Annotated in this window: 12 protein-coding genes and 1 pseudogene; 10 read left to right on the top strand and 3 right to left on the bottom strand. The window is 59.5% G+C overall.

Going from position 1 to position 14253, the window contains the following annotated elements:
- Positions 1–12: 12 nt before the first annotated feature.
- Positions 13–1182: a cysteine desulfurase family protein gene (locus E6C55_RS21450; RefSeq protein ID WP_230986793.1), complete on the top strand. Its 1170-nt coding sequence runs from the start codon at positions 13–15 to the stop codon at positions 1180–1182.
- Positions 1179–2378, top strand: a pseudogene (gene thiI, locus E6C55_RS21445) (tRNA uracil 4-sulfurtransferase ThiI); the annotation flags it as partial. The gene E6C55_RS21450 and the pseudogene thiI, both read left to right, overlap by 4 nt.
- A gap of 674 nt (positions 2379–3052) precedes the next feature.
- Here thiI and E6C55_RS21440 read toward each other — a convergent pair.
- Positions 3053–3805, bottom strand: a complete 753-nt coding sequence (locus E6C55_RS21440) for a TerC family protein (RefSeq protein ID WP_136371872.1) — start codon at positions 3803–3805, stop codon at positions 3053–3055.
- A gap of 154 nt (positions 3806–3959) precedes the next feature.
- Between E6C55_RS21440 and E6C55_RS21435 the strand changes: the two genes are divergently transcribed.
- The 6 genes from E6C55_RS21435 to E6C55_RS21410 all read left to right on the top strand — a co-directional run bounded on the left by E6C55_RS21435 (position 3960) and on the right by E6C55_RS21410 (position 9141).
- Complete coding sequence (locus tag E6C55_RS21435) at positions 3960–4607, top strand: TerC family protein (RefSeq protein WP_230986792.1); 648 nt, start codon at positions 3960–3962, stop codon at positions 4605–4607.
- A gap of 183 nt (positions 4608–4790) precedes the next feature.
- Positions 4791–5273, top strand: coding sequence for a hypothetical protein (locus E6C55_RS21430; protein WP_136371870.1), 483 nt, complete (start codon positions 4791–4793; stop codon positions 5271–5273).
- A 144-nt stretch (positions 5274–5417) separates the two neighbouring features.
- The gene (gene typA / locus E6C55_RS21425) at positions 5418–7259 is read left to right on the top strand and encodes a translational GTPase TypA (protein WP_136371869.1); all 1842 of its coding nucleotides are present in this window, start codon (positions 5418–5420) and stop codon (positions 7257–7259) included.
- A gap of 36 nt (positions 7260–7295) precedes the next feature.
- Positions 7296–7601 (top strand): YlaH-like family protein, encoded by a 306-nt coding sequence (locus E6C55_RS21420; protein ID WP_136371868.1) that lies wholly within the window; start codon positions 7296–7298, stop codon positions 7599–7601.
- A gap of 134 nt (positions 7602–7735) precedes the next feature.
- Positions 7736–8050 (top strand): hypothetical protein, encoded by a 315-nt coding sequence (locus E6C55_RS21415; protein WP_211093623.1) that lies wholly within the window; start codon positions 7736–7738, stop codon positions 8048–8050.
- Positions 8047–9141, top strand: coding sequence for an LCP family protein (locus E6C55_RS21410; RefSeq protein ID WP_136371867.1), 1095 nt, complete (start codon positions 8047–8049; stop codon positions 9139–9141). Before E6C55_RS21415 ends, E6C55_RS21410 begins: the two co-directional genes overlap by 4 nt.
- Before the next feature lie 303 nt (positions 9142–9444).
- Here E6C55_RS21410 and E6C55_RS21405 read toward each other — a convergent pair whose 3' ends face one another.
- Positions 9445–10053 carry a YhcN/YlaJ family sporulation lipoprotein gene (locus E6C55_RS21405; protein WP_136371866.1) on the bottom strand — a complete coding sequence of 203 codons (609 nt, stop codon included), beginning with the start codon at positions 10051–10053 and terminating at the stop codon, positions 9445–9447.
- A gap of 183 nt (positions 10054–10236) precedes the next feature.
- Here E6C55_RS21405 and E6C55_RS21400 point away from each other — a divergent pair, with 183 nt between their 5' ends.
- Both E6C55_RS21400 and E6C55_RS21395 read left to right on the top strand, forming a co-directional pair.
- Positions 10237–11571, top strand: a complete 1335-nt coding sequence (locus tag E6C55_RS21400) for a PhoH family protein (RefSeq protein WP_136371865.1) — start codon at positions 10237–10239, stop codon at positions 11569–11571.
- Between the two features lie 173 nt (positions 11572–11744).
- Positions 11745–13100 (top strand): extracellular solute-binding protein, encoded by a 1356-nt coding sequence (locus tag E6C55_RS21395; RefSeq protein ID WP_136371864.1) that lies wholly within the window; start codon positions 11745–11747, stop codon positions 13098–13100.
- Here E6C55_RS21395 and E6C55_RS21390 read toward each other — a convergent pair.
- Positions 13071–14177, bottom strand: coding sequence for a coiled-coil domain-containing protein (locus E6C55_RS21390; protein ID WP_136371863.1), 1107 nt, complete (start codon positions 14175–14177; stop codon positions 13071–13073). The two genes, E6C55_RS21395 and E6C55_RS21390, sit on opposite strands and share 30 nt — an antisense overlap.
- Positions 14178–14253 lie beyond the last annotated feature (76 nt).

Genomic DNA, 14253 nt, shown 5'->3' with positions numbered 1-14253 from the left:
GGAGAGTCTCACTTGAGAACCTATTATTTCGATCATTGCGCTTCGACTCCTCCGTACGAACAAGTCGTGCAGACGGTCGGCGAGCTGATGCGCCTTCATTACGCCAACGCCACGGCGCTTCACCGTTCCGGCAAGGAGGCGGCCAAGCTCGTCGAGCGTGCCCGGCAATCCGTCGCCCAGTCGCTCGGAGCGAAGTCGGAAGAGGTGCTGTTCACCTCGGGAGGAACCGAGAGCAACAACCTGGCTCTGAAGGGAATTCTATTCACGGGGGGAAGGAAGGCCGCGAAGCATCTGATTACGACGGCTATCGAGCATTCTTCCGTATACAATACCGCCAAGCAGCTCGAGCGATTCGGGATCGAGACGACGTTCCTTCCGGTCGATTCCTCCGGCAGGGTGTCGGTTCGGGACGTCGAAGCGGCCATTCGGCCGAATACCGCGCTCGTAAGCGTCATGCATGTGAACAACGAGACGGGAGTTGTCCAGCCTGTCGAAGAGATCGCGGTGCTGCTGGCGAAGCACCCGCAGATTCGCTTCCACGTGGACGGCGTTCAGGCAATCGGCAAGGTGAAGCTGGAGTGGAAGGCGGCCGCGGGAATCGACCTGTATTCCGGCTCCGCCCACAAATTCCGCGGGCCCAAGGGAGTCGGCCTGCTGCTGAAGCGGGAAGGGCTGGAGCTGGAGCCGCTGCTGGAGGGCGGCGGGCAGGAGGACGGCTATCGCGGCGGAACGCACAACCTGCCGGGAATCGTCGGCATGTCCCAGGCGCTGCGGCTGACGATGGAATCGCTTGAGACAAGGCGAGAGAAGATGTTCGCGCTGCGCCGATTGGCGATCGAACGGGTGAAGGCCATTCCGGAGCTGACGCTTAACGTTCCGGAAGACGAAGCGATGGTGTCGCCGCAAGTCGTGAACGTCAGCTATCCCGGCATGAGGCCGGAGGTTCTCGTTCATATGCTGGAGCAGAGCGAGGTGTTCGTCTCCACCCAGTCGGCCTGCTCCTCCAAGAGCTTGAAGCCGAGCCGGGTGCTGCTTGCGATGGGCCATTCCGCAGCTCGAGCTTCCGGAAGCCTGCGGATCAGCTTCGGGGACGAGCACGAGGCCGAGGACGTCGAAGAACTGATCCGGCGATTGAAGACGACGGTCGTCAAGCTGAAGCCGCTCGAGAGGAGCCGAGGATGAATTACGAGTTGATATTGGTGCGATACGGCGAGCTGACCTTGAAGGGGCGCAACCGCAAGAAGTTCGAGGATCTGATGTTCCTTAAGCTGAAGCAGGCGCTTGGTTCGCTTAAGGCGATCACCTATGAGAAAAATTTCGGAAGAGTATACGTCCGGCTGAACGGGGAGAGTTACGACGAGGCAGCGGCCAAGCTGCAGGAGGTGTTCGGCCTGCATTCGTTCAGTCCGGTGCTTCGTGCGACCCATGAACTGGAAGATATTCGCGCCAAGGCGCTGGAACTGATGCGTTCGGAACGGCCGGTGCCGAAGACGTTCAAGGTGACGGTGAAGCGGGCTTGGAAGGATTACCCGCACGATTCGCAGGAGATGAACCACCTCGTCGGCGCTCACGTGCTTCGCAACACGCCGGAGCTGAAGGTGGACGTGCGCCGTCCGGACGTGGAGCTGAAGGTCGACATTCAGCCGCAGGGCGTGTTCCTGTATTCCACAATGATTCCCTGTGCGGGTGGGTTCCCGCTCGGCATGAACGGCAAAGCGATGCTGATGCTCTCCGGCGGAATCGACAGCCCGGTCGCCGGCTGGATGGCGATGCGCAAGGGACTCGAGATCGAAGCGATCCACTTCCACAGCTACCCGTTCACAAGCGAGCAGGCGACGGAGAAGGTGATCACCCTGACGCAGAAGCTGGCCCATTACGGAGGCCGGATCAAGCTGCATCTCGTGCCGTTCACGGAGCTGCAGACGAGGATGGCGCAGAGCGGGCACGATCATCTGATCATCACCTTCATGCGGCGGACGATGCTTCGCATTGCGGAGAAGCTGGCCGAACGAAGCGGCGCTCTCGCGATCGTAACGGGAGACAGCCTCGGCCAGGTCGCGAGCCAGACGCTCAGCAGCATGAACGTCATCGGGCGAACGATCTCGATTCCGCTGCTTCGCCCTTTGGTCATGATGGACAAGCTGGACATCATTCGCGTCGCGGAGAAGATCGACACGTACGAGACGTCGATCCTTCCGTTCGAGGACTGCTGCACGCTGTTCGTGCCGAAATCCCCGGCCACCAATCCGAACCTCAGAATCGTGGAGAAGGCGGAGGCCGAATGGGGCGAGGAGCTCGAACGGATGATCGACGAGGCGGTGCGGGGGACGGAGACGATCGTCATGACCGAGACGGGCCGCGCCGTCCGCAGGAGCGAGCGCAGCTCCGCGCCGGGCGCGCCCGGCGCGGAGCTGGGCGGAGAGACCGGCGGAGTCATTGGCGAAGCGGCTGTCGGAGCGGCTGTTGGAGCGATGGACGAAGCAATTGACGAAGCGATGGACGGAGTTCTGGACGGAGCACCCAGCGGAGAAACGGCCCGCAAGCTCGGGACTTCGGCTTCCAAGGAAGCGGAGACGGGGCAGGAGGCAGATCCGGCGGCTCGGTGGTTCTAAGCGAGGGCGGCGGCTTAAGTTGGCGAACCCGCCCAAGCTGCCGAACCCCCAAGCTACCGAACCCGCCGAACCTGCGCAACCCGGTGGCCAACTGATTTTATGTGAAAAATCACATTGGCACTGCCCCAAAACGGGCACATTGCCCGTTTTTATGCGAAAAACCACATTCGTGAAGGAAATTCCGTCTCGAGTTGCCGTATGTATGCTAAAAATCATATAAAAGCGGCAACAGCGAGCCTCGAAGCGCCGAATGTATGCTAAAAATCACATAAAACGCCGCGCTTACCTCCCATCCACGAAAATTTTCCGTATGGCGGCCGTCCGTAGCGATGAAAAGCCTACTGTGAGAGGCTGAGGGGCGGAGGTGGTGGAGGAAGTCCTATCCTCCGCACGCCTATCGCCGCTTCGGTTGAGTCCGTGGTTGCTCATCTGTTCCTTCTTCAGCGAGACTCACGGCTCTTGGCGCCGGACGCCGGCTTGTCGGCATCGGTTGACGCGGCTTGAGCGGTTTGTTGCGCTTTGGCTTTGTGAGCCTTGACCGAGTTGGTCCACAGGCCGCCGACGACGATGACGACAATCATGACGGCGATGAAGGTGTAGGTAAGCACCGGATTGTCGTGGAACAAGGAGTCGAGCTTCGGCTCGTGGGTCACCATCTTGGCTGCCGTGTAGGCGAGGACGGCGGAGCCGATGTAGACGATCCATGGGAAGCGGTTCAGCAGGCTGACGAACAGCGTGCTGCCCCAGACGACGATCGGGATGCTGATCAAGAGGCCGATAATGACGAGCAGCGTCTCTCCGTGCGCCGCTCCCGCGACGGCGATGACGTTGTCGAGCCCCATCGCCGCGTCCGCGATAACGATCGTCCGCACGGCTGCCCACAAGGACGAGCCGGCTTGAACCTCCTCGCGATGCTCCTCCTGAACGAGCAGCTTGTAGGCGATCCACATCAGCACGACTCCGCCTACGGCGAGCAAGAAAGGTATTTTAAGCAGATAGACGACGAGCAGGGTGGCGACGATCCGAATGACGATCGCGCCTCCGGTTCCCAGCCAGATCGCTTTCTTCTGCACGTTCTTCTGCAGATTGCGCGCGGCAAGCCCGATAACGATGGCATTGTCCCCGGCCAGCAATAAATCGATGAAGACGATGGTAAGCAGTGACGTGACGAATTCCCAGCTTAAAATCTGCATGGTGACGACCTCTCCTCCAAGACAAACGTCCATCCAAGTGTAATACGCGCTTCGCGTCTTCCGGATTCATTTTTTCCCCTTGCGGCATATCGTCCCTTGCTTGTACATACACCTGATGAAAAGGGGGTGCGGTATGGGACTCGGGGAGAGCTTCATGATCTTCGTCGAAATCGTTCTGATCAATCTGCTGCTCAGCGGGGACAACGCGATCGTGATCGCGATGGCTGCAAGAAGGCTCCCTCCCCTTCAGAGACGGGCTGCCGTCTGGTGGGGGACCGCCGCCGCCGTCGCCCTGAGATGCGTGCTTACGCTTGCCGCCGTCGCCCTGCTGAACATTCCGTTTATGCAGACGGCCGGGGCTCTGTTCCTGTTCGCGATTGCGCTTAAGCTGCTGCTCGATCATGGCGGCCACGAGCCGGAGACGAGGGCGTCCTCGACGCTCGCGGGGGCGGTGTGGACGATTGTGACGGCCGACTTCGTCATGAGTCTTGACAATGTGCTGGCCGTTGCTGCGGTGGCGAAGGGAGATACGATTCTGCTCCTCTTCGGCATTGCGTTAAGCATCCCCATTATTATCTGGGGCAGCTCGTTCATTATTCATCTGCTCGATCGCGCGCCTTATTTAGTTTACATCGGCGGGGGCCTGCTTGGCTACGCCTCCGGCGAGATGCTGCTTAAAGACCCGGGGCTGCGCAAGCTCCTTCCTCTGGAGGGGAGCGGACTGGCCGAGAGCCTGCCGCTGCTTATCGTCGCCGCGCTGCTGGCGGCGGCCCTGCTGTTGAGAAGGAAGCGCGCCGCATAACGATGCTAGTTGACGAATACGGCGTCTCGCTTCGTCAAAGTTCACTATTTTTTCTTTTTCGGAACTGGTTTTTTAAGAGGATTTCCAGTACACTTAGGGTTAAAAAGAAGCTTGTCGTTCCCGTTCGCTTCGAACTCGATAAACAGGCCTATTCGCAGTCTTCAGACAAAGTGGGGGAATATCGTGAACAAACAATCCGCCGCAGTAGGGGTTCTGGCGCTCGCAGCGGGATTGGTCATTCTGCTCGGCAAGCTAGGGGTATTCGCGTTTATCGGCTCCGTCTTCTGGCCGTTGCTTGTCCTGATCCCGGGAATTCTGCTTCACGTCCTGTATTTTGGCCGGATGCTTCCGGCAATCACGCTTATTCCGGCGGGAATTCTGACGGTGATCGCAGTGCTGCTCGCCATCGGCAATTGGTTCGGATGGCATTCGATGAAGGCGCTCTGGCCGTTCTTCATTCTGAGCGTCGGGGTCGGATTGTACGAATACGACGTCTTCGGGCCGAAGCGGTCCAAGTCGCTTGGAACGATCGCGATTGCGCTTATCGTCGTGTCCGTTCTGCTGTTCCTGCTGACGCTGCTCTGGTCGTGGGGAGCTTATCTGCTGGCGGTCATTCTGATCGCGGCGGGGGGCTGGATGGTGTGGAAGCGTCCGAGATTCCGATAGGCTGCTTGCTAAATCGAGTTTTTGGCGTATAATAGAAGGGATGTAGGTAGAACGTCGACCTTGCGTCGACGTTTTTGCTTGTCATTCGTAACCAAGGGCCGAATCCTTGGGATCGACCCTTTATATAAAGATAGGAGTGGAACTATGCATCCAAGAGATCGCATTCGCAATATCGCCATTATTGCGCACGTTGACCATGGCAAGACGACTCTCGTTGACCAATTGCTTCGCCAATCCGGAACTTTCCGGGAGAATGAACAGGTGCAGGAACGCGCGATGGACTCGAACGACCTCGAGAGAGAACGCGGCATCACCATCCTCGCCAAGAACACGGCCGTCCACTACAAGGACAATCTGATCAACATCGTCGATACGCCCGGACACGCCGACTTCGGCGGCGAAGTGGAACGGATCATGAAGATGGTCGACGGCGTCCTGCTTGTCGTCGACGCGTTCGAAGGCTGCATGCCGCAGACGAAGTTTGTTCTCCGCAAGGCCCTCGAAGCGGGCCTCACGCCGATCGTCGTCGTGAACAAGATCGACCGCCCGGCCGCACGGCCGGTGGAAGTCATCGATGAAGTGCTGGAGCTGTTCATCGAGCTTGAAGCGAATGACGACCAACTGGAATTCCCCGTTGTTTACGCATCCGGCCTGAACGGAATCGCCGGTCTTGAGGCGGACAACCTCAGCGAGACGATGGAGCCGCTGTATGAGACCATCATCGAGAAGATTCCGTATCCGACCGAGAATACGGAAGAGCCGCTGCAATTCCTCGTTACGCTTCTTGACTACAACGAATACCTGGGACGCATTCCGATCGGCCGCGTCAATCGCGGGAAGATTCGCCAAGGCCAACCGGTTGCCGTATTGGATCGCGAAGGCAAGATTCGCCAAGCTCGCATCGAGAAGCTGTTCGGCTTCCAAGGGCTGAAGAGGGTCGAGATGGAAGAAGCTGCGGCGGGCGACATCATCGCGATTGCAGGCATCAAGGATATCAATATCGGCGAGACGATCGCGGACCCGACGAACCCGGAGGCGCTGCCGGTTCTGAAGATTGACGAACCTACGCTGCAGATGCGCTTCCTCGTCAACAACAGCCCGTTCGCCGGACGCGAAGGCAAGTTCGTTACGTCGCGGAAGCTGCGCGAGCGCCTGTTCAAGGAGCTGGAGACGGACGTATCCTTGCGCGTCGAAGAGACGGACAGCCCGGATGCCTTCGTCGTCAGCGGACGCGGCGAGCTTCACCTCGGCATTCTGATCGAGAATATGCGCCGCGAAGGCTATGAGCTTCAAGTGTCGAAGCCGGAGGTCATCATCCGCGAGATCGACGGCGTCAAGTCCGAGCCGATCGAGCGCCTGCTGATCGACGTGCCGGAAGAGAGCATGGGCAACGTCATGGAGAGCCTTGGCACCCGCAAGGCCGAGATGGTCAACATGATCAACAACGGCAACGGCCAAGTCCGCCTGGAATTCCTTATTCCGGCTCGCGGCCTGATCGGCTACCGCACGAACTTCCTGACGCTCACCCGCGGCTACGGGGTTATGAACCACGGCTTCGAGAAGTACGGACCGATCGTAGGCGGTCAAGTCGGCGGTCGTCACCAAGGCGTTCTGGTGGCAAGCGAGACCGGAACGACGACCATGTACGGCATGATGGGCGTCGAAGACCGCGGCATTCTCTTCCTGGAGCCGGGCACCGAGATTTACGAAGGCATGCTCGTCGGCGAGCATACCCGCGATAACGACATCATCGTCAATATCTGCAAGGAGAAGGCGCTGAACAACATTCGTACCGCGAATAAGGAAGAGACGGTCAAGCTGAAGTCTCCCCGCCTGATGTCGATGGAGGAAGCGCTGGAGTACCTGAACGATGACGAGCTGTGCGAGATTACGCCGAAGTCGATTCGCCTGCGCAAGAAGATTCTGGTCAAGAGCGAACGCGAACGTGCGGAGAAGCAACGCAAAATGGCGGAATCCGGCGTGTAACGCCGGATCGGCCCGCATTTAACGGGAGGACAGCACATGCAGACATGGTTCGCGGATCATCCCCTTATCTCGTATTTGCTTATTCTCGCCTTTACGATTTATATCTTCAACGCGGTATTCCGGATGGGCAAGCTTCCGATCCTGAAGGAGATTATCGTCTATATCATCATGGCGATCGGCTGCTTGGTGCTGCTCGTGCTGCAGATCGACAAGCTGCCGATTATCCAATGCATGTCGGTGGCGGTCATCATGATGCTGATGCTGCGGATGCGCCAGATTTACGACAAGCGGCGCAGCAAGAAGGACGGCAGCCCGGCGGCCGAACGAACCGAAGGGCAATAGCCGCGCGCGGCTCCATGGCAGACTGTTCGCATGGAAGCCGCTTTGCATGGTAGCCATTTAATAGAAGGATAGCGATTCATGATCCCGCTGATCGGTTTCCGCTGACGGCGGAGCCTGTCAGGGGGATTCTTTGTATGCGTCTTACCGACACGTTGTTCTATTGGCTGCAGACGAAGCTGATGCTCGAGCTGCGCCCCGAGGATACGGCGGCGCAGGACTCGCTTCGCTTCTTCGCGCAGATTTTGTCCGAGGACCACGAATTGACGAACTTCGAGGTCGCAAGCAGGGACGCAACCCAAATTCATGTCGTCTACACCGCCCGCTCGGAAGGTCCCAAGACGGTCTGGTTCGATCGCGAGGCTGCGGAGCAGCTTGCCCGCGATCTGTACGGGTCCGCCGATCCCTCCGATGACGAAGGCGAGGACGACCTCTCCGAGGTGAACGAATGAGCTCTTCCGCGCCGTTGCCACCAAGGGCACGAACGAATTCGACGAAGGTCAAACCCAAGCCGAAGAAGAAAAGACGCCCCCGTCGTTTTCTCGCATTCTTATTCTTATTCCTGATTGTTGTGATCGCCGCGCTGGCCGTCTATGTTGGAGACCTGTGGCGGGATACGAATCAAGCGCTCAAGGATGTCGCGCTGCCCGAAGGAAGCTCCAAGCCGATCGCTTCGGAAGAGCGGGCGCAGGTCAAGCCGCTGTCGCTGCTGCTGCTCGGAACGGATTACCGCAAGGAGACGGGCAGCATGAACACGGACGTCGTCATGGTCATCGCGATGAACCCGCAATCGAATACGGCGACCGTCGTCTCGATTCCGCGCGACACGAACCCGCAGCTTAAAGGGTACAAAGCGCAGAAAATCAACGCGTTCTACGCCGGCTTCCACAGCAAGGCTCCAAAGGACCAGGACGCGAATGCATATGCCCGCGACGAGATGAGAACGATGATGGGCAAAATGTTCGATATTACGGTCGACTATGCCGCGGTGATGAACTTCCAGGGCTTCTCGGACGTGATCGACGCTCTCGGCGGGGTGAAGGTGTACGTCGACCAGAACATGAGATACACGGACAGCGTCGACGGCACCGATATCAACCTGAAGAAGGGCGAGCAGACGCTTGACGGCAAGAATGCGCTCGACTTCGTCCGGTACCGCAAGTCCAATCACGGAACCGCGGCCTCGAGCGACTTCGACCGCAACGACCGGCAGAGCCGGGTGCTCGCCGCGATCATCGACAAGATGAAGTCGGTCGGCGGCGTCGCCAAGCTCGGCAACGTCATCGGCGCCGTCGGCGACAACATGCGGACGGATATTCCGCGCGATCAGATCATCAATATGCTTAAGGCCTACTACGATATCGATAAAGAGAGTGTCCGCTTCCTTCCGCTCGAAGGCGTGTGGGACAGCCCTTATGTCTACTTGAACGACGAGTCGCTTCAGCAAGCGAAGGCGGCCCTTGCCGAGGAGCTGCAGCCGGAAGGCCGCAAGGTTCAGGCGAGCGCGAGCGCATCCGCGAGTGCGTCCGCGGCAGGCGAATAGGCTTGGAAAGTAAGCCCCCCTATGCTATAATGAGGCCAATCAAACCTTGAAGGAGGCTTGCGGATGGCGATCGCGAAGAGACGAATTCCCGATCCTCTGGCTGCCAGACGCCTAGGCGACTTCTTCAAGAACGGACCTGCCGAGCTTCTTGCGCGCAAGAAGAGAGGTGCCGCCTTGTGCGGGATCTGTCCGGCCTCTTGTCCGGGGTTTGCCATTATGAATGACAATACAGTCGCAGGATGTCCAGTTGGACAACGGTCCGCGACCATTCGAAAGCCCAGTGAGCAATCACTGGGCTTTCTGTCATCTTCCGGAGGTGTGCGCCGGGGAGGAACCGCCTCCCGTACGAGTCTGCAGCTTCTCGATCTCGGCCGTTCCGTCCGGCGAAGCCGGCGGAATGACGCTGCGCGGGATTTGCGGAACAAGTCGTCCGACGATGTCCGCCATCTCTTCGGCGAAGCCGGCGATCGGCCTTCCGGCCTTCACGTCGGTCCGAATCTCCCGCAGCCGCTGGGCCATGTCGATGTCCGCCGTCACGACGGCATCGATGCCGTACGGGTCCTTGCGGAACGCTTCGGCGACCGCGTACTTGACCGTTCCGACCCGCGAGCGCTCCAGCGTCGGCTCGACGTCGATTCCGACGACGGCGTACTTCCCGAACACGACGCACGTTGCTCCTCGGACGCCTTGAACGCCGGAAGCCAGCTTCTCAAGATGGTTCGCGACATCGGTCGCGTTCGTCTTCGCGATAGCGTTCGCCTCGCCTGCGCTGCGGGCTTCGAGCCGATGGCCCAGCTCGGGGCTTGATTCCCGGTTCGAATCCTTCGCATGGCCGCATCCGACCGTGCCGAGGGTGAGCGCGGCGAACAGCAGAGCGGAACCGATGCCGCCCAAGGTCGAGCTTCGTTGCATATCCAATCACCGTCCCATACGTATATTCTGTCTGGAGGGGATGCCCGGAGAGCTGCGGCTTCCGAGCCTGCGCTGTCGACAACAATCGCGCGATCCTGATCTCATTGTTCCCCGTCGTCTGCCAATGATTCAGATTTCTCGTCTCCATTCGCCCAAATCCGTCGAACCCGGGAGGGACCACCGTTGAGAAAAATTTATGTGATCGATACCAACGTGCTTCTTCACGATCCGCAAGCGATGTTCTCTTTTGAGGACAACGAGGTAGTCATTCCTTCCGTCGTGCTCGAGGAGATCGATTCCAAGAAGCGGCTCGCCGACGAGATCGGCCGCAACGCCCGCTTCGTCTCCCGCGAATTGGACCGCCTGCGGGAGAACGGACATCTTCACGACGGGGTGGCGCTGGATAATGGGGGCTCGCTCAAAGTCGAGATGAACCATCGACGCTTCGTCCGCGTGCAGGAGCTGTTCGGCGAGATGACGAACGACAATCGCATTCTGGCGGTGGCGCTGAATTATCATATGGAGGAGCAAGAACGGGAAGGCGGGGGCTGCCCGGTCATTCTCGTCAGCAAGGACGTGCTCGTGCGCGTGAAGGCGGACGTCCTCGGCATCATGACCGAAGACTACTTGTCTGACCGCGCGGCATCGCCGAGCGACCAGTACGCCGGCCATCTAACGCTGCATGTCCATCCGTCGGTGATCGATGAATTTTATACGTATCGTTTCCTTGGAATCAATCATCTGGGACTGAATGTCAAGCTGATGCCGAACGAATTCGTCATTCTTCGGGATGAGCTCGGAACGAGCAAGTCGGCGCTGCTCAAGGTGAGCCCGGACGGCCATCGCCTCGAGCCGCTTCATCTGAGCAACGATCCGGTGTGGGGAATCACCGCGCGGAACGCCCAGCAGCGGATGGCGCTGGAGCTGTTGCTGAACGATGACATCCCGCTGGTGACGCTGTCCGGCCGGGCGGGCACGGGCAAGACGCTGCTGACGCTGGCGGCCGGACTTATGAAAGTCGAGGATGAGCACAAGTACAAGAAGCTGCTGATCGCGCGCCCGGTTGTGCCAATGGGCAAGGATATCGGTTATCTGCCCGGCGAGAAGGAAGAGAAGCTGCGTCCGTGGATGCAGCCGATCTACGACAACCTGGAATTCCTGTTCGACACGAAGAAGTCCGGCGATCTGGATAAGATCCTCATGGGTCTCGGCAGCATCCAGGTGGAAGCCCTCACGTATATTCGCGGGCGCTCGATCCCGGGCCAGTTCATCATCATCGACGAGGCGCAGAACCTGAGCAAGCACGAGGTGAAGACGATCGTCTCGCGCGTCGGGGAGAACAGCAAGATTGTCCTTCTGGGCGATCCGGAGCAGATCGATCATCCGTATCTGGATGCGATGAGCAACGGGCTGACTTATCTGATCGAGCAATTCAAGGCGGAAGGGATCAGCGGGCACGTGACGCTCGAGAAGGGCGAACGCTCCCGTCTGGCTCAGTTGGCCGCCGAGCGGCTGTAACGAGTCGCGGCCGATTCCGAAGATTTCGTCTTCGTTCGTAACGAAGGGCCGGGGCGGCTTCCGCCACCGGTTCTTCGGCGCTGTCCGGGCTTCTTGAGATAAAGCGGTTACAAAGAATAGCGCGACATTTCCCGACTTAACTGCTATCATGAAGAGGATGCGATTAAACAGGGGTGCAAGGAAGGGAGGAGACGAATACGCGTCCAAAAACATTGCTGGTCATCGTGCTGCTCGGCCTTATCGTGCTGTTCGTGTCTCCTCTTGCGACTTCGCCGTCGCCTTTGTCCTTGCCCTACTCGGTGCCGGAAGAGCCGGATCTGCTGCCCGTTCTCGCTCCGGTCGATCCGTTCTCGGAGCCGGCCGAGCTTGTTGTGGCGATCGTCTCCGACGAGGAGGGGTATGAGGTTCTCCGCCGTCAGGATGAGCAATACCGCTTGGCGCATGCCGAGCTCACGGTCAAGTGGCTGCGCGTCGAACCGGGCGATGCGGACACGGAGGAGAAGCGGCTGGATCTCGCGAATCAGGCGGATATTCTGCTGATCCCGAACGAATGGGTTCGCCGTCTGGCGGTCGCAGGCAAGCTGAGTCCGGTTGACGGAGCGTTCGTCGGAGAAGCGCTGTCGGAGCAATTCGACGCCCTTATCTCTCAATTGGATTGGAACGGTTACCACTGGGGAGTCCCGCTGGAATTCGACCCTTACATACTCGTCTGGAATCGGAATGTGCTTGAGGCGATCAAGACCGAAGAGGACCCGCTGGGGCTGCCTCTTCGGCTCGATCAGTGGCAGAGCCTGCCGCAGAAGCTCCGGGACGCGGGGCTTGTCAGCCAGTGGCTGGCGATCGACCGGCAGGAGCCGCAAGCTCTGCTGGCATGGCTCGGGGCCGTGACCGGGGAACGGGAGGATGTGCTGTTCGAAGCGCAGGAAGAGACGTGGGAGCAGTCCGGGATGGAAGCCGCGCTCGCCTTGCTTGCCCAGGAGCAGGAGGGAGTGGCATGGGAATCGCCCGAGAAGGACGAGAGCTTCTGGCCGGCGTTCGCGGCGGGCCGTTACGCGGCGGCGATCGTTCGCGAATCGGAAGCGGAGGGGGCGCTCAAGGAGCTGCCGGAAGCGTCCGCCGCGGCGATCAAGCTCGACTTCGGCTCCTGGAGCTCCGAGTTCGTCTGGCCGGGCGGCTCCAGCTTCGTCCTCTCCTCCGGTTCCGCGAACAAGGATGCGGCGCTGGAATGGATCGCGGGAATAACGAGCGAGGACAACCAATGGCAGAATTACGTTGCGACAGGGCGGCTTCCGGTCTATCGTTCCTTGTACGAAGGAGGAGGGAGCGACGGACCGGACGTGTCGGTATCGATCGCCCAGCGGTTCCCGAACCAGACGACGGTCTCGGCCGAGCCGGGCATGGCGTTCCGCTTCGGCTTGCTGAGGAGTCTCTGGACGGGCTTTATGGAAGGAAGCGTAACGCTGGACGAGTGGAAGGAGCGCTGGGAGCGCTCCAGAGGCTTATTTGCCGAACCGGAGTCCGACGACTAGCTTGCCATCCTCCAATTCAACCGAGTCGGCCTTGATGTAGGAGAGGAATTGCTGCGGATAGAAGCCGAGATCGAACTCCCTCTCAAGGTCTTCCCGCGTCGTATCCGGCAACTCCAGACCGTTAAATACAAGCTTATCCACGTGGAAAAGAATGGCGTTCTTCGGGTCGTTCTCGATCGTGTAGCTGCCTTCGATGGTTGCTGTGACGTCGCCGCTGCGGCCTTCCAGAATCATCCGATCTGCCTCGAACGCGATGGTCATATCGGCAAGCTGCTCGTCTTGCGCCCTTAGAAACTCGTTTAATTGCTCGTCGGTAATGGTGAGTGTTGCCTTGAGTCCGCTCGTCTCCAAGGCGTCCGGGTGTTTCTTAAGCCAATCGGGCAGCTTGGACATCGCCTTCGACAGGGCGCGGAACTGCTTCTTCACCTCGTACAGGCCGACGTTCTGCCAGTAGGCTTCCATCTCGTCCATCATCTTGCGAAGCCCTTCCTCGTCGCCGCTGGCGGCGATCAAGGCGTCGAGCTCCCGCTGCAGCGACTCGATCCGCTCCCGCTGCGCGCGCAGCTCCGCTTCGACTTGGGCGAGCTCGTCTTTATTTCTCTCAAGCGCCCGATATCCGTTCTGGAGCGTCTCGTAATCGGTCTCGTACTTGTTCAGAACCTCGTGGTCGGAGCTCATCAGCATATCCATCATCTCCCACATGGAGAGCAGCTCCTTCAAGGAGCGGGAGCCCAGAAGCGCGGCCCACATCGCATCCTTCTGTCCCATGTAGTAGGTTCTTAGAACGCGCCCGGCTTGCTCCCGCTTGGCCGCGATGGCCAGCTCCTGGCGGGATAACTCGTTGGAGGACTGCTCGATCTGCGTCTCGGCATCGGAGCGAAGACCGGAGATGCGTTCGATCTCCCGGTCGATCTCGACGACCGTAAGGCCCTTCTCCAGCAGCTTCCGCGTCTCTTCGCTGTAGCCGGAAGGAGCGGCATAGACCGGAGGGGCCAGCGTACCCCTTCCGGCTGCCGGAAGCAGAGCGAACAGGATGAAGCCGACGGAGAGGATCAGGCAGAGACGGCGCAGAAGCATTCGGGGGACCTCCCTTCGGATTCGATGACGGTTCGGTGTGGTTCAATGCGCTTCAATGTGGTTTAATTCGGTTCGC

Source organism: Cohnella fermenti (genome assembly GCF_004801405.1).
Classification (GTDB): Bacteria; Bacillota; Bacilli; order Paenibacillales; family Paenibacillaceae; genus Cohnella; species Cohnella fermenti.
The sequence above is the reverse complement of the archived record's forward strand: the minus strand, read 5'-3'. Positions and strand labels throughout refer to the sequence as shown.

What these genes read in the sequence shown, in the direction of transcription:
- E6C55_RS21440 (WP_136371872.1), bottom strand. Translation starts at nt 3,805, where the DNA reads ATGCAGATTTTAAGCTGGGAATTCGTCACGTCACTGCTTACCATCGTC.
- E6C55_RS21435 (WP_230986792.1), top strand. Translation starts at nt 3,960, where the DNA reads ATGATCTTCGTCGAAATCGTTCTGATCAATCTGCTGCTCAGCGGGGAC.
- typA (WP_136371869.1), top strand. Translation starts at nt 5,418, where the DNA reads ATGCATCCAAGAGATCGCATTCGCAATATCGCCATTATTGCGCACGTT.
- E6C55_RS21420 (WP_136371868.1), top strand. Translation starts at nt 7,296, where the DNA reads ATGCAGACATGGTTCGCGGATCATCCCCTTATCTCGTATTTGCTTATT.
- E6C55_RS21415 (WP_211093623.1), top strand. Translation starts at nt 7,736, where the DNA reads ATGCGTCTTACCGACACGTTGTTCTATTGGCTGCAGACGAAGCTGATG.
- E6C55_RS21410 (WP_136371867.1), top strand. Translation starts at nt 8,047, where the DNA reads ATGAGCTCTTCCGCGCCGTTGCCACCAAGGGCACGAACGAATTCGACG.
- E6C55_RS21405 (WP_136371866.1), bottom strand. Translation starts at nt 10,053, where the DNA reads ATGCAACGAAGCTCGACCTTGGGCGGCATCGGTTCCGCTCTGCTGTTC.
- E6C55_RS21390 (WP_136371863.1), bottom strand. Translation starts at nt 14,177, where the DNA reads ATGCTTCTGCGCCGTCTCTGCCTGATCCTCTCCGTCGGCTTCATCCTG.